The sequence below is a fragment of the Pseudonocardia yunnanensis genome (assembly GCF_039534065.1).
GTDB lineage: Bacteria > Actinomycetota > Actinomycetes > Mycobacteriales > Pseudonocardiaceae > Pseudonocardia > Pseudonocardia yunnanensis.
Window position 1 is genome coordinate 101,642 of the sequence record NZ_BAAAUS010000039.1, and the last position, 14,826, is coordinate 116,467.

The 14,826-nt window shown below is 69.5% G+C and carries 16 protein-coding genes; 5 read left to right on the top strand and 11 right to left on the bottom strand.

Annotated elements, in window-relative coordinates; all coding sequences use genetic code 11:
• The first annotated feature begins 3 nt into the window (after positions 1–3).
• A complete protein-coding gene (locus tag ABD743_RS32645; protein ID WP_344726678.1) occupies positions 4–870 on the top strand; it encodes a sugar phosphate isomerase/epimerase family protein in 867 nt (288 codons plus the stop codon).
• Positions 871–874: 4 nt separating this feature from the next.
• Here ABD743_RS32645 and ABD743_RS32650 read toward each other — a convergent pair whose 3' ends face one another.
• The 8 genes from ABD743_RS32650 to ABD743_RS32685 form a co-directional block, all read right to left on the bottom strand.
• Positions 875–1,741: an NAD-dependent epimerase/dehydratase family protein gene (locus ABD743_RS32650; RefSeq protein WP_344726680.1), complete on the bottom strand. Its 867-nt coding sequence runs from the start codon at positions 1,739–1,741 to the stop codon at positions 875–877.
• Between the two features lie 3 nt (positions 1,742–1,744).
• Positions 1,745–3,034 (bottom strand): mandelate racemase/muconate lactonizing enzyme family protein, encoded by a 1,290-nt coding sequence (locus ABD743_RS32655; RefSeq protein ID WP_344726682.1) that lies wholly within the window; start codon positions 3,032–3,034, stop codon positions 1,745–1,747.
• A gap of 1 nt (position 3,035) precedes the next feature.
• Positions 3,036–3,869: an RraA family protein gene (locus ABD743_RS32660; RefSeq protein WP_344726684.1), complete on the bottom strand. Its 834-nt coding sequence runs from the start codon at positions 3,867–3,869 to the stop codon at positions 3,036–3,038.
• A 36-nt stretch (positions 3,870–3,905) separates the two neighbouring features.
• Positions 3,906–4,694, bottom strand: coding sequence for an IclR family transcriptional regulator (locus ABD743_RS32665; protein ID WP_344726686.1), 789 nt, complete (start codon positions 4,692–4,694; stop codon positions 3,906–3,908).
• Entirely contained in the window at positions 4,691–6,700 is a 2,010-nt protein-coding gene (locus ABD743_RS32670; protein ID WP_344726688.1) for an ABC transporter permease, read from the bottom strand. The genes ABD743_RS32665 and ABD743_RS32670 overlap by 4 nt, the downstream gene beginning before the upstream one ends.
• Positions 6,697–8,118 carry an extracellular solute-binding protein gene (locus tag ABD743_RS32675; RefSeq protein ID WP_344726690.1) on the bottom strand — a complete coding sequence of 474 codons (1,422 nt, stop codon included), beginning with the start codon at positions 8,116–8,118 and terminating at the stop codon, positions 6,697–6,699. Before ABD743_RS32675 ends, ABD743_RS32670 begins: the two co-directional genes overlap by 4 nt.
• 266 nt (positions 8,119–8,384) lie before the next feature.
• Positions 8,385–9,569, bottom strand: coding sequence for a Gfo/Idh/MocA family protein (locus ABD743_RS32680; RefSeq protein WP_344726692.1), 1,185 nt, complete (start codon positions 9,567–9,569; stop codon positions 8,385–8,387).
• A 78-nt stretch (positions 9,570–9,647) separates the two neighbouring features.
• Positions 9,648–10,391 (bottom strand): FadR/GntR family transcriptional regulator, encoded by a 744-nt coding sequence (locus ABD743_RS32685; RefSeq protein ID WP_344726694.1) that lies wholly within the window; start codon positions 10,389–10,391, stop codon positions 9,648–9,650.
• A 230-nt stretch (positions 10,392–10,621) separates the two neighbouring features.
• Here ABD743_RS32685 and ABD743_RS32690 point away from each other — a divergent pair, with 230 nt between their 5' ends.
• On the top strand, positions 10,622–11,779 hold the full coding sequence (locus tag ABD743_RS32690; RefSeq protein WP_344726696.1) for a mandelate racemase/muconate lactonizing enzyme family protein: 1,158 nt from the start codon (positions 10,622–10,624) through the stop codon (positions 11,777–11,779).
• A gap of 17 nt (positions 11,780–11,796) precedes the next feature.
• A complete protein-coding gene (locus ABD743_RS32695) occupies positions 11,797–12,510 on the top strand; it encodes an RraA family protein (protein WP_344726698.1) in 714 nt (237 codons plus the stop codon).
• A gap of 60 nt (positions 12,511–12,570) precedes the next feature.
• On the opposite strand, the gene ABD743_RS32700 is transcribed toward ABD743_RS32695, so the two are convergent.
• Genes ABD743_RS32700 through ABD743_RS32710 form a run of 3 tightly spaced genes read right to left on the bottom strand, consistent with a single transcriptional unit; the run spans position 12,571 to position 13,596 of the window.
• Positions 12,571–13,002, bottom strand: coding sequence for an ATP-binding protein (locus tag ABD743_RS32700; RefSeq protein WP_344726700.1), 432 nt, complete (start codon positions 13,000–13,002; stop codon positions 12,571–12,573).
• A 14-nt stretch (positions 13,003–13,016) separates the two neighbouring features.
• Positions 13,017–13,394, bottom strand: a complete 378-nt coding sequence (locus ABD743_RS32705) for an STAS domain-containing protein (RefSeq protein WP_344726702.1) — start codon at positions 13,392–13,394, stop codon at positions 13,017–13,019.
• Positions 13,395–13,419: 25 nt separating this feature from the next.
• Positions 13,420–13,596 (bottom strand): hypothetical protein, encoded by a 177-nt coding sequence (locus ABD743_RS32710; RefSeq protein WP_344726704.1) that lies wholly within the window; start codon positions 13,594–13,596, stop codon positions 13,420–13,422.
• A gap of 190 nt (positions 13,597–13,786) precedes the next feature.
• Here ABD743_RS32710 and rsfS point away from each other — a divergent pair, with 190 nt between their 5' ends.
• Positions 13,787–14,200: a ribosome silencing factor gene (rsfS, locus tag ABD743_RS32715; RefSeq protein WP_344726706.1), complete on the top strand. Its 414-nt coding sequence runs from the start codon at positions 13,787–13,789 to the stop codon at positions 14,198–14,200.
• Positions 14,197–14,817 (top strand): histidine phosphatase family protein, encoded by a 621-nt coding sequence (locus ABD743_RS32720; RefSeq protein WP_344726708.1) that lies wholly within the window; start codon positions 14,197–14,199, stop codon positions 14,815–14,817. The genes rsfS and ABD743_RS32720 overlap by 4 nt, the downstream gene beginning before the upstream one ends.
• Positions 14,818–14,826: the final 9 nt, after the last annotated feature.

Sequence of the window (14,826 nt, forward strand, 5' to 3'; positions counted from 1 at the left end):
TCCATGAACCCGCTCGGCATCCACGCGCTCGTCTGGGCCGGTGGGTGGTCCCACGCCGAGTGCGAGCACGCCGTGCGCAGCACCCGAGAGGCCGGGTACGACCTGATCGAGATCCCGGCGCTCGACCCGGCCACCATCGATCCGAGCCACACGAAGGCGGTGCTCGCCGACCACGGTGTGCGTGCCGTGTGCTCACTGGGGCTCGACCTCGACGCCGACATCTCCTCGCCCGACCCGGAGGTGGTGGCCCGCGGCGAGGCGAAGCTCGCGGACGCGCTGGCCGTGGTGACCGGCATCGGAGGCGACTACCTCGGCGGCGCCGTCTACTCGGCCCTCGCCAAGTACGACCGCCCGCTTCACCCCCGCGGCCGCGACAACATGATCGCGAGCCTGCGCCGCCTCGCCCGCGCCGCAGCCGACCACGGTGTGACGGTCGGGCTGGAGCCGGTGAACCGGTACGAGTCGAACGCGATCAACACGGTGTCCGACGCCCTCGCCGTGATCACCGACGTCGGCGAGCCCAACGTCGTGGTGCACCTGGACGTCTACCACGCCAACATCGAGGAGCGGGACTTCACTGCTCCGGTCGTGGAGGCGGGGGACCGGCTCGGATACGTCCACATCGGCGAGTCGCACCGCGGGTATCTCGGTACCGGCACGATCGACTTCCCGGCGTTCTTCGCCGCGCTCGCGGCAGCGGGCTACGCCGGTCCCGTCGCGTTCGAGTCGTTCTCCCGGGCGGTGGTCTCCGCCGATCTCTCCGACCGTCTCGCGGTCTGGCGCAACATGTGGTCGGACGGGATGGACCTGGCCGTGCACGCCCGCCGGTTCATCACCGACGGCCTGGCGGCAGCGCAGCGGACGACGTAGCCGCTCAGTCCGAGGGCGGTGGTTGCTCACCGGCCGACACCGCGGGGTGCTCGTCGCGGGCGTCCCAGCCGAGCTCCGCGAGGGCTTTCGCGGTGGAGTAGAAGCCCGTGTCGCCCGGCAGCGGGGCACGCAGTGGCACCTGCGGGTACCAGCGCCAGGCCAGGCTCTCGGACGCCGTGGTGCTGGCGGTGCGCGTCCCGACGATGTTGTAGACGCCGTGGCCGGGTGCCGGGCGGTGCAGGGCCAGCAGGCATGCCGCGGCCGCGGAGTCGAACGACGTCCAGCCCCACAGGTGGAGCCGTTCGTGCTGGTCGTCGCCATCGCCTGCCTTCCGCGCGGCCGTGATGTCCTCGCGCAGTGCGTGCAGCCGCAACGCGGAGAACGGCACGTGCGGCCGTCGTCGTGCGAACGCCGCCATCTGCTGCTCGACCAGCCATTTCGAGAGGCTGTAGGAGTCCTCGCAGTACGAGGGGTGCTCCTCGTCGACCGGGAAGTAGTCATAACGCGGGTCGGCGCTGTAGATCCCGCCGATCGCGTTGACGCTCGACGCGACGCAGACGGCACGGAACCCGTGCTCCTCGGCCGCCACCAGCACGTTGTACGTGCCGCCGGCGTTCGTGCAGTGCACCTCCGGCTCCGGGTAGCGAGGGCTGGTGAGCGCGCCCAGGTGGACCACGGCGTCCGCGCCGGAAAGCGCGGCCCGCACCTGGTCGAGCTCGGTGAGATCCGCCGCCCGCCACTCCACGTCCGCGGGCGCCGCCGGGAGCACCGAGGGCAGATCCACGGCGATCACGCCGTGGCCTGCCTCGAGTGCCCGCGCGACGACATAGCGGCCGAGCCTGCCCGCCGCGCCGGTGACCGCAATTCGCACCGCTCAGCTCCAGAGCCGGTCGTGGCTCGACTCGCCGTCCCAGTGCGCCGACTCGGCGAAGAACACGGGATCGCGCGGGTCGAGCTGCGCCATGAACAGCTCCTCGTTGATGTCGCCGAACCCGAGCCCCGGCGTATCCGGCACGGCGATGTGGCCGTCCTGGATGAGCGGCCGGGGCAGGTCGGTGACGAGATCGCTCCAGAACGGCACGTCGGCGGCATGGTGCTCCAGCGCGAGGAAGTTCTCCGTGGCCGCCGCGAGGTGCACGCACGCCATCGTCGCGATCGGCGACGCCGCCAGGTGCAGGGCCATCGCGACGCCGCGCTCCTGCGCGTAGTCACCGAGCCTCTTGGTCTCGGTGATGCCGCCGGACGTGGCGGGGTCCGGATGGATCACCCGGACCGCGCCCGCGTCGAGCAGCGGCTTGAACCCCTCGGTCAGGTAGATGTCCTCACCGGTGCACGTCGGTACGGCGACGGCCTCGGTGAGCTGGCGCCACTGGTCGGTGAACTGCCAGGGGATCAGGTCCTCGATCCACGCCAGCGTGAACGGCTCCAGCGCACGTCCGATCCGGATGCAGGAGTCGACCGCGATGTGTCCGAAGTGGTCGGTGGCGAGCGCGACGTCGTACCCGACGACCCCGCGCACGGTCTCCACGTAGCTCGCCAGGTGCTCCACGCCCTTCGCCGTGACCTGGATGCCGGAGAACGGATGCATCACCGTGGTGGTCTCGCGGGCCCCCGGCGGCGCGATCACCGTGCCCGGCACGTCCCAGAGCAGGTTCACGCCGAGGTCCATCTTGAGCATCGTGAACCCGCGCTGCTTGCGCTCCAGCAGCCGCTGCCCCATCTCGTGCGGGTCGGACACCGACGGGGTGTCGGCGTAGCAGCGGATCGAGTCCCGGAACTGACCACCGACCAGCGCGTACGCGGGCACACCGTAGGCCTTGCCCGCCAGGTCCATCAGCGCCATCTCGACGCCGGAGACCCCGCCGCCCTGCCGGGCGTGGAACCCGAACTGTTTGATCTTGCGGAAGATCTTGTCGACGTTGCACGGGTTCTCGCCGACGAGGCGGCTCTTGAGCATCAGCGCGTAGGTGGCGCTCGCCTGGTCGCGCACCTCGCCGTAGCCCACGAGGCCCTGGTTGGTGTCGATCCTGATGATCGACGACCGGAACGGCACGCCGTGCAGGTTGGCCACCCGCAGGTCGGTGATGCGCAACGCGCTCGGGCGCGAGGCCGTGCTGACGTGCTCCTCGGTGACGACGGATGCTTCGTTGCTCGTGGTGGTCACGTCAGCGCTCCTCTCCGGCGCGGGCCGCGCGCCACTGCTGGAAGTCCGCCTCGATCTCCTCGCTCCACGTGGCGACGTCGATCTGCGCACTCGTCCAGCGGCGCTCCGACAGGCGTTGCTTGCCGAACACGTCCCGCACGCGGGTGTCCTCGCTCGCCGCGGCCACGTCCGCCGCGAGGTGCGCGGGGATCACCGCCACGCCCGTCGGTGTGCCGAGCACGACGTCCCCGGGCAGCACGGTGATGCCGCCGATACGGATCGGGACGTTGATGCCGGCGAGCGTGACGCCACGGATCGGCGTGGGGTCGACGGCCCGGTGGAAGATGTTGACCCGGCCCTCCAACTGCTGCAGCCCCTGCAGGTCGCGGATGCCTCCGTCGATCACGGCGCCGACGCCGGTGCGGGTGGCCACGGCGGTGCCGAGGTTGTCGCCCACCACCGTGCCCTCGACGATCTTGCCGAAGATGTCGACGACCATGATGTCGCCGCTCTCCAGCGTCTCGATGACCCAGGAGTTCTGCCGGTCGCCCTCCAGGTGACCCTCGCGTCTGCCGGCTTCCACCACCACTGCGTCGAGGTCGGGTCGGTGCGGCAGGAACTGTGCCGTGACGGCCCGGCCGACGATCACCGTGCCGGGATGGGTCTCGCGCCACTCACCCGCGAACTGCCGCACGTATCCGGCCTTGAACAGGAATCCCCACGCCTCCTCGGTGGTGGCGAGGCGCAGGCTGTCCAGCACCTCGTCGGGCACTCGGGGCCGGCCGGAGCCGAAGCGCTCACCTGTCCAGGCCGCGGTGAGCTCTTCGAGGTCGTCCTTGCCGGGTTGGATGCGCACGTCCTCTTCGCCTTCTCTCTCGTCGGGTCCTACGGGTCAGATCAGGTCGGCCACCCGCCGGGCGGTGGCCCGCAACAGCGGGACGTAGCCGAGCAGTTCTGCGCGCTCCACCACGAAGGTGACCGTGGAGACGCTGACGCCGCCGCGCGGCCTGCCGGCGCGATCGAGCACGACGGCCCCGATGCACCGCACCGTCGGCTCGTTCTCCTCGTCGTCCATGGCGTAACCGCGCTCGCGCACGACGGCCAGTTCCGCGTGCAGCGCGGCCATGTCGGTGATCGTGGCCGGGGTACGGGACTCCATCCCGGCCGACATGACGATGGCCTCCACCTCGCGGCGCTGGAGATGGGCGAGGATCGCCTTGCCGATCGCCGTGCAGTGCAGGCGCAGCTGGTTGCCCACCCGCGAACGCATCTCGTAGGGCTTGTCGCTGTCGACCTTGTGCAGGTAGACCGCGTGGTCGCCGACCCGGACGGCGAGGTGGACGGTGTTGCCGCCCGCCCCCCGCTGCAGCTCCTGCAGCGTCGGTCCGACCCCGGCCGACAGCATCCGGACGATCCTCGCCCCGAGTCCGCCGAGGCGGGTGCCGATCCCGTAGCGCCCGTCGCCACAGTTCTGGGCGAAGCCCTCCGCACCGAGCGTGGCGAGCACGCGGTACGCGGTGGAGCGGGGAACCCCCGCCCGCTCCGCCACGTCCATCAGCCGGTGCGGCCCGTCCTCGACGGCGAGCGCCTCGAGGATCCGCATCGCCTTCTCCACCGAGGTTCCCGCCGGGCTGGACCGCCCCCGTCGCGGCGTCGCCGCCTCGTCCAGCCCGGAACTCATCCCTTGACCGCCCCCGCCGTCAGACCCTCGGTGAGGAACCGCTGCCCGAACGCGTACATGAGCACCACCGGGATACTGATCAGCAGTGATGCCGCGGCGAGCTGGCCCTGCGGCACGACGTCGCCGAAGATCATCGACTGCATCCCGACCGGCAGGGTCATGTAGTCGTTGCGCGTGATGAACACGAACGCGAAGAGGAACTCGTTCCACGCGTTGGTGAGCGTGAACAGCGCGACCGCCAGGAGCCCGGGCTTCGCCAATGGCAGCACGATCCGCACGAACGCCCCGAACCGCGTGCAGCCGTCGACCAGCGCCGCCTCCTCCAGATCGGCCGGGATCGACTTGAAGTAGCCGACGAGCAGCCACGTCGCGAACGGCAGCGTGAACGTCGGATACGTGATCACCAGCGCCCACAGCGAGTCGTTCAGCTGGATGCCGCTCATCAGCTGGTAGAGGGGGATGAACAGCAGCGCGCCGGGCATCACGTAGGTGAGCAGGATCGTCACCGTGAAGCTCTCCGACCCGCGGAACTTGAGCCGCGCCAGCGCGTAGCCCGCGAGCGCGGCGCAGACGAGCGCGATCACCGTGGATGCCACCGACACCAGGATCGTGTTGATGTACCAGGTGCCGAACTCCCGGCCCGTGAACAGGTTGGTGAACTGCTCGGTGCTCCATGGGGTCGGCCACAGGTCGTTGGTGCGCATGACGATCTGGTCGTCGGACTTGAACGCCGTGACCGTCATCCAGTAGAGCGGGGCGAGCACGAACGCCAGCAATGCGACGAGCGCGACGCCCGAGCCGACACCGTTGACCAGCCGGGACGCTGCCCGGTTGCCGCGGGCGGCGAGCGTGGAGACGACCCGTCCGACGGCGGCGGCGAGCAGCACGCACACGCCGAGCACGAGCGCGGCCTTCCAGATGATGTGCGGGGAGATCCAGGCGAGCACCACGGTGGCGACGGCGACGATCACCCACGGCATCGCCTTGCGCTGCGCCGGGCTGAGTCGGCTGCGCCCGAGGTCGCCGGTGCCGGGCAGGTCGCTGCGCCGCATCATCCGCACGAGGATCAGCACCAGGATGCCGACGATCGGCACCATCACCAGGGTCACGGCGGCGCCCGCGCCCAGCTGGAGCTGCTGGATGGCCTTGGAGTAGGCCACCATCACGTACGGGGCGGTGGCATCGCCGGGCCCGCCCTGCGTCATGAGCCAGATGAGATCGAAGTTGTTGAACGTCCAGATGGACGACAGCAGCACCGTCACGATCATGACGTGGCGCAGTCCGGGCAGCGTCACGTGCACGAACCGCTGCCACGGCGTCGCCCCGTCCACCATCGCCGCCTCGTGGAGGCCGTTGTCGATCGCCTTGAGCCCGGCGAGGAAGGTCACCGCGAAGAACGGGATGCCCTTCCAGACGTTCACCAGGATCACCGCGGGCATCGCGAGCTCCGGATCGGACAGCCACCCCGCCGGCCAGCTGTCGACGAGCCCGATCGCGGCGAGCACCGGGCCGATGCCGGAGTCGGTGAGCAGGACGTTGACGCTGCCGAAGATCGGGTCGAACAGCGACCGCCACGTGAAGGCCGTGACGACCGTCGGGACCACCCACGGCAGCAGGATCACCCCGGCGACGATCGCCTTGCCGCGGCGCATGTGGTGCAGCATCAGCGCCGCGATGAGGCCGAGGGTGACCTTGAAGATCTCGGCGTACGCCGTGAACACGAACGAGTTGAGCACGCCCTTGTGGAACACCGGGTCGTTGACGAGGGCGGTGTAGTTGTCCAGGCCGACGAAGACGGACTCCGCCCCGTGCCGCTCGGTGGTGCTGGTGACGATCGAGCTGACGATCGGGAAGAGGATCAGCCCGGCGATCAGGATCAGGGTCGGTCCGATGAACACCGCGGCCAGCCGCCAGTCGCGCCCGAGCACCCGCTGCGTGCCGGTGAGCGAGGACGACGCACGGGACGCCGGGCGGACGGGTGCGGGCCGCGGGCGCAGGACGGTCACTGCCGATAGCCCTGCTGCTCGAAGATCTGGACCATGCGCTCGTGGGTGGTGGCCACCGCCTCGGCCGGTTGGGCGCCCTGGATGACCGACTGCATCATGTCGGTCAGCAGGTATGCGGCCACCACGGCCTGCTGGCCGGGGCTCGGAGGCTGCGGGAACGAGTAGCCGGTCGAGGTGGTCAGCGGGAGCGGCGTCCGGGTCTGCTCGCGGATCGCGGCGAAGGCCGGGTCACCGCTGGTGTAGTACGGGTCGGAGTCCCACACCTTGTCCCACGCCGGGTTCACCAGGCAGGGCGCCTCCTTCGCGACGCCGAGCAATGCGGAACCGCTGACCATGTACTTCGCCACCTGCTTGGCGAGGTCGGGATTCTTCGCGCCCTTGAACACGACGAAGGAGTTCGACTGGCCGTACGCGAGCGGCTTGTCGATCGCCGGACCGTAGGCGCCGTTGAACGGGTGGGTGTGCTCGTAGACCGGGTTGCCCTTGGTTTTCGAGTCGGCGTAGACGCTGTACTGGTTGTTGGTCAGTCCGAGGATGCCGGCGAGCCAGTTCTCGTTGTTGCTGGAGTCGGTCCAGCTCTCGATCCCGGGCGGGAGCATGGGCTTGTACTTCGGGTTCGTGTAGATGTCGCCCATGAATGAGACGCCTTCAACGGTCTCCGGCGAATTGAACACCACCTTCTGCCCGGTGTTGTCCGCGATCGCCCCGCCGTAGGCGTTGATGACGTTCTCGATGAACCCGTTGGCGTCGCCGGAGCGGTTCACGGTGATGCCCCATCCGAAGCGCCGCTTCGCCGGATCGGACACCTCCAGCGCGTTGTCCCGCAGTTCCTCCCAGGAATAGGTGGGCTTGAGCTCGATCCCCTTCTCCTGGTACCAGTCCTTGCGCAGGTACATCCCGGCCGCGATGAAGTGGTAGGGGATCGCGTACCAGCGTCCGTTGAAAACGCAGTAGTTGGTGGCCTCCGTGGCCGGCTCGCCGTAGAGCCCGCGCATCTCCTCCACCACGTCGGTGAGGTCGGTGAGGTCGCCGAGGTTCTGGAGCTGGCCGACGAACCGCGAGTCGCTCATGAATGCGAGGTCACGGGCGTTGCCCGCCTTCACCTCGGCGTCCATCTTGGCGACCATGTCGCCGGAGTCGCCCTGCACCAGGTCGTTCTGGATCGTGGTGCCGGTGGCCTGCGCAAACGCCTGGAGCGACCGGTCGAAGGCCGCGTTGGCGGCCTCGGAGTAGAGCTTCTGGGAGAGCGACCCCATCGAGCTGCCCCGGAACTGGGCCGCCGCGTCGATCACCTCCTGCGGGACCTGGACCTGAACCTGAGGGGCAGCCGGCTGGCCGCCGCACGCGGTGAGACTCAGGATTCCGAGCGCGCTCGTTCCGAGGAACTTCCTTCGAGACCATTCCGACCGCTGGGCCATGACCACTCCTCCCGCGTCCTGCCGAAGGGGACGCGTGCCGACGGGGCGACGGTGCAACCGACGGGGGCCGGGAGGCGCTTCACCTCCCCGGTGGAACGGGCCCGCATGCAGGGCCCACCGCGCTTTCCCCGAGAAACGGACACCGGGCCGGCGCGGAGCGCAGCGATCTCCGGCCCCCTTGCCGGAGAGAGCGCTGTGCCGTCTTGGGTTTCATGTAGCGGAACGTCGTATCGCGTAATGCGACGCGGATCACAGTAGGAGGGTGATCAGAGACTGTCAACGGTCGAGATCAGCGGATGATCGATCGCGGCCGGTGTGGCCGCGCTCCGTGAGCGATCACCGGGAAGGCCGTCGAACAGCCCCGACGCGCTGCGCGGACGCCACAGCGGGACCGACGCGGTCTCATGCAGGTCGTCGAGCGGCATGACCGCGTCCTGCTCGGCCGAGTCCAGCGCCCGTAGGACCACCAGCATGTTCGCGACGCTCTGCCGGACGGTGCCCACCACCGGCTCGCCGTGCCGCACGGCGTCCGAGAAATTGCAGAGCTCGGCGTAGTAGCCGTTGTCGATCCCGCGGAACACGTCGGTCTGCGACGTCCCGTCCGGACGGCTCAGCGTCACCCGCCGCTCCGCCTCCGGCCCGGACAGGACGAGCACGCCCTCCGTCCCGTAGAGCCGCATGTCGTTCGGCTCCTCGGGAACGGCGATCTCCGAGTACGTGGACGTGTAGTTGCCGATGGCGCCGCCGGCGAACGCCAGGTTCAACGTCAGGTCCGACGGCGAGTCGATCGTGCTGTTGACCCACTGGACGGCCGCGTGGACCCGGGTGACCTCACCGCAGAGCATCCGGATCTGGGCGATGTCGTGCACACCTGCATCCAGGTACACACCGCCCCGGTACTGCGGCCGGTGCCGCCAGGGCGTGCTGGTGAACGAGCCCTCCCGCGGCACGAGATGCCCGGCGCGGCGCCAGGCCATCAGATGCAGCTTGCCGATCGCGCCATCGTCCAGCAGGGCACGTGCGTGGCGGATGTCGTCGCGGTAGAGGTAGTTCTCCCCGATCAGGATCGTGCGGTCCGGATGCCGGTCCTCCAGTGCCAGGAACGCCCGCGCCTGCTCCTCGTCGGTGCCGGTCGGTTTCTCGCAGAGAACGTCCTTGCCGGCGGCGAGCGAGTGTTCCGCCACCTCGTACAGGGAGGGGATCGGCACCGAGATCAGCACCGCGTCCACGTCGTCGCGGGCGAGCAGCTGGTGGTGATCGGGGGTGAAGCCGGCCATGTCGACGCCGCTGTAGGACGAGAAGCGCTCGCCCTGGGCGGTGGACCGGTCGGCGAACGCCGTGACGACGAATCGGTCGGGGAGCCGGCGTAACGCCGGCCAGTGCAACTTCTCGACGGCCAGCCCGGTGCCGATCAGCCCGAGCCGGATCGGCCCTGCCTCGCTCGCTCCCAACTCGCACCGGTCCCTCCGCCCCGACGCCGGGGCATCGAAAGGGGACTCGCCGCGGCCTTGCGGTCGAGTCGTCGTCTCTTACCGCTTGGCCGTCCGGGCCTTCGTCTTCTGCTCTTTCTCGGCGAGGATCGGGACGTTCCGCTGGAGGTGCGAGCGCATCGCCTCGCGTGCGGCGTCGGGATCCCTCGCCTCGAGCGCCGCGAAGATCCGGCTGTGGGCGTCGGTGGCGCGGTGCAGGCCGCCGGGCACCTCATTCGTCACCCGGCGGCTCGCGGTGCCGAGCCAGCGGGCCGAGTACATGATCCGGTCGAGGATCCGGTTGTCGGCCGCGCGACAGATCGCCATGTGGAACTCGTGGTCGACCTCGAGGTAGTCGTCCGGCTCGTGCTCGAGGCTCGCCATCCGGTCGAGCTCCTCCCGGAGCCCGGCGAGCGTCTCCTCGCTGATGTTCACCGCAGCCATCGCGGCGAGCTCTGGCTCGAGCAGCAGCCGCATCTGGTGCAGCTCCTGCAGCAACTCGACGACGTGCTCCTCCGGCAGCCACTCGGCCAGGAGCGGATTCAGGTAGTCCCACTCGGCCTGCGGCCGGACGACGACCCGACGGCCCTGCGCGATCTCCACGATGTCGAGCGACGCGAGGATCTTGAGCGTCTCGCGCGCGACCACGCGGGAGACCCCGAACTCCTGCGAGATGTCGAGCTCCGACGGGGCACGCTCCTCCTCGAACTCCCCGTTGACGATCCGGCGGGTCAGGTGGGCGGCCACCTGCACCGGGAGCGTGCGGACCTTGACAACGTCCGCGAGCTCTTGTCTCCTAGCCATGTCAGCAGCTTATAGGACAAGTTTCGATCCTCCGACCGAATCCGAAGACCACGGCTGGTCGCTGCGCAAAGCGGTCCGAGCGCGCACGTTTCGACGTCGCCACGGTGTGGGCTTCCTGGCGTCCGATCGCGCAGCACGCCGTCGGCATCGAGATCACCGTGTCCGGCGGCCAGCTGATCGCCTGACCTGCAGGAATCCCGTCACCGGGCCGGTGGGCCGGAAGGAGACACATGAGGATCGTCAACGTCACGACGGCCGTCGTCCGCTATCACGGCGAGGCGACGCTGGTGCGGATCGACACCGACGAGGGCATCAGCGGTTTCGGCGAGGCCAATCCCGACGCCGGTGCGGGAGGCGTCGTCGGAATGATCAACTTTCTGAAGGATCTACTGGTCGGAGAGGACCCGCGCAACGTCGAGCGATGCTGGGAGAAGCTCCGGCGCCGGAAGGTCTTCGCCGGTCCGCAGGCGGGCGTGTTCGTGATCGCCCTGAGCGGCATCGAGCTGGCGCTCTGGGACATCGCAGGCAAAGCCGCAGGCCAGCCCGTGTACCGACTACTCGGTGGGAAGTTCCGTGACCGGATCCGGCTCTACGCCGACTGCGGCGACGGCGACGACCCCGACGGTTCCGTGTCCGGCTGCGTCGACCGGGCCCAGCGGATGGTCGAGGAGGGCTTCACCGCGATCAAGTTCGACATCGACGACATGGCGCACCCGGCGAAGTTCGACGAGTTCAACCACACCGTCAACGCCGCAGAGCTGCGCTCGATGGTGGAGCGGGTGGCGGCCGTCCGCGAGGCGATCGGCCCGGACGTCGACCTGGCCATCGACCTGCACGCCCGCTACGACGTTCCGAGTGCCTGCCGGATCGCCTGGGAGCTGGAGCCGTTCCACCTGATGTGGCTGGAGGAGCCGATCCCGGCCGAGAACATCGACGCGCTCGTCCGGGTACGCGCCCAGACCCGCACGCCGATCTGCGCAGGCGAGAACCTCTACCTGCGCTGGGGCTTCCGTGAGCTGCTCGAACGCGGGGCGGTCGACGTGATCGAGCCCGACGTGCCGAAGTGCGGCGGCCTGGCCGAGGCCAAGAAGATCGCCAACCTCGCCGAGATGCACTACGTGCCGTTCGCCCCGCACCTCGTCTCCACACCGCTCGGCACGATGGCCACGGCCCACCAGTGCGGCGCGATCCCCAACTTCCTGGTGCAGGAATGGCACGCGCTCGAGGAGCGCGAGGTCTGGGACAGCTACGTCACGGCGCCCGACGGCAGCGGCTCGATCGTCAAGGACGGGTACATCACCCTCCCCGACAGCCCTGGCATCGGCGTCGAGCTCGACATGGACGGCGTCCGCGCGCACGCCGTACCCGGCTACGGGATCTTCGAGTAAGAGGGGGAACGCACGACATGACGAACGGAACCGCACGTCCCGACCCCGCCTGGGTGGCGCAGACCGCGAAGCGGCTGAAGGCGCTGTACTCGGCTGTCGTCTACGACATCATGGACGAGATGGGCCTGCCCCATCAGTGCCTCGACCTCGCCATTGCGCCGCTCGACCGCTCGATGCAGGTGGCAGGCCCCGCCTACACCGTGGCGGCCGGCCCCGACATGCGAGAGCGCGCCGAGATGCCGCCGAACACGAAGCTGGCCGACTTCGGCGTCTTCACGCAGATGTACGACGGATGCGTCGTCGTGGTCGCAGCAGCGGGCGAGCGCCAGAGCGGCATCTGGGGCGAGCTGATGAGCAACGCGAGCCGAGCCCGCGGAGCCACGGGCGTCGTCATCGACGGCGGTATCCGTGACGGCCGGCTGGTGCGTGAGATCGACGGACTGTCCGTCTTCGCGCGGTACACGTCGCCGATCGAGTCGCTGCGCCGCTCGCGGATCCGCGATCTCGAGGTGCCGATCTCGATGACCGGCACGATCAGCAGCCAGGTTCGGGTCGACCCCGGCGACTGGATCTTCGGGGACGAGGACGGCGTGCTGGTGATCCCGAAGGACGCGCTGGACGAGGTGCTCGCGAAGTCCGAGGAAGCCAAGGACATCGAGGACAAGGTGCGCGAAGAGGTCCAGGCGGGCGTTCCGGTGATCGACGTCTACAACAAGTACGGCCGCCTCTGAGAGCAAACGCCCACCGCACACCTCGCGGCGCGGATTCCGTGGGGTGTGCGGTGCCCGGAGCTACGCCTCGCGGGGCAGCGGGGGCACCTTCGCGCTCGTCATCATCATCGTGATGCCGTCGTGTTCGCGGCTCACCCCGACGTCGTCCATGCACGAGTGGATCATCAACAGGCCCTGCCCGCGGAAACCCGCAGGCTCGGGACGCCACAGCTTGCCGCCCGCCACGGCGACGAGCACGCGTCTGCCGCCGTCCGGCTCGGCGTACTGCCGGGCCGCGACACGCACCTCCGCGCCCATCTCCGACGGGTGGATCTGCTCGATGGCGTTCGACACCGCCTCGTTGACGGCCATCACCACGTCGTCGATCTCCTCATCGGGCCAGCGCAGGTTCCCCAGCCATCGACGGAACCGTTGGCGTACGACCGACAGCGACACCGGATCCGCCATGAGGACCATGGAGATCACGGCGTCGAGGTCTTCGGAGTACACCATCGCCCGTGCGCCGATCAGGCCGTGAGGGCCTCGTCGAGGGAGCCGAACAGCGAGAGCACCTCGTCCAGCCCCATTGTTCTGATGGGTCTGATCACCGATCGCGTCTCGTCGACGACCACCCGCAGCGGGGTACGTGTAGCGCGGCCCTCGTCGTGCAGCGCGACGAGGAGCCCCATGCCGGACGACGACAGGAAGTCGACGCCGGAGAGGTCGAGCACCACAGGGCGTCCCGCCGCCTGCTGGAGGGCCTCGCTGCCCGCCTCCAGCAGCCGACCACCGGTGCTCAGGTCCACTTCCCCCTGGACCATGAGCACCAGGCAACCGTCCCGGTCGTCACGGTTGAGCGTCATCAGCTGCTCGGCCGGCGGCATCCCGCCCAGGAAGCCGTTCATGCTGGCGCAGCGTACAGATGGTCTGTCACGGGTCACCTCCGTGAGGTACCGCAATGGTGTTCGTTCGCCACTGCGTGTCGCACAGCACCCGTTTGGCCAGGGCGACGATGTCCTTGAGGCCGCGGCGGTCGAGCAGGCGCGCGACATCGCGGGCCGCTGCCTGGGCGACCTCGTCGAGCTCGGCCATCGTCGGCTCTCGCACCGTCGATTCCTGCCCCATCGGCCCCCCGGCTGCCCTCGTCCCCACATCCATTGATCATGCCGGTACCCGTTCGGTGGCGGAATTCAAACCTCGGTAGTGCCGGCCGAGGTGGCCGAGTCCTCGCGTCGCTGCGGCGGCTGGGACAATGTGCGTGACGAGGTGGGCCCAGGTCCGCCGGGAGAGGGGAACGGTGACGGCGACCGACGAGGCGCTCGACATGGCCCGTGTGGCGGTAGCCGCTGCAGCCGACAAGAAGGCGCAGGACATCGTCGTGCTCGACGTGTCCGACCAGCTGGTGATCACCGACTGCTTCGTGATCGCCTCTGCGCCCAACGAACGGCAGGTGCAGGCCATCGTCGACGAGGTCGAGGAGAAGCTCCGCGAACACGGAGCGAAGCCCACTCGCCGCGAGGGCACCCGCGAAGGGCGCTGGGTGCTGCTGGACTTCGTCGACGTCGTGGTCCACGTGCAGCACACCGAGGAGCGCGGGTTCTACGGGCTCGACCGGCTCTGGAAGGACTGCCCGCGGATCGCGTTCCCCGAGGCCGAGGTCGGTGCGGACGGCTCAGGGCCGGGCACCCTCGACGGGGACGGCATCGGGTGAGCCTGCGGCGACTGGTTCTGCTGCGGCACGGCCAGACGGACTACAACGTCGCGGGCCGGATGCAGGGCCACATCGACTCGATGCTCACCGAGACGGGCGTGGCCCAGGCCGCCGCCGTCGCTCCGGAGATCGCCCGCATCGCCCCGGATCGTCTGATCAGCTCGGACCTGCGGCGGGCGGTGGACACCGCCGATGTCGTCGGCGCCGCGTGTGGCCTGCCTGTCAAGTTCGACTCCCGGCTGCGCGAGACGCACCTCGGTGAGTGGCAGGGCCGCACGGTGCCGGAGATCGAGGAGGGCTGGCCGGGCGCCATTGCCGCCTGGCGCTCTGATCCCGCGTGGCGCCCGCCCGGAGGCGAGTCGCGGATCGACGTGGTTCGCCGCGCGCAGCCGGTGGTCGACGAGCTGGACGAGGAGTACGCCTCGGCGCCCGACGCCACCGTGGTGCTCGTCGCGCACGGAGGCCTGATCGGAGGCCTGGTCAGCGGGCTGCTGGCACTGCCGACGTCGTCGTGGCCCGCGATCGGGGGGATCGGCAACTGCCACTGGGCCGTGCTGGCCCGCCGTGCCGACCACCCACGCTGGCGGCTCGCCGGTTACAACGTCGGCACGTCGTGACCGGTCCCG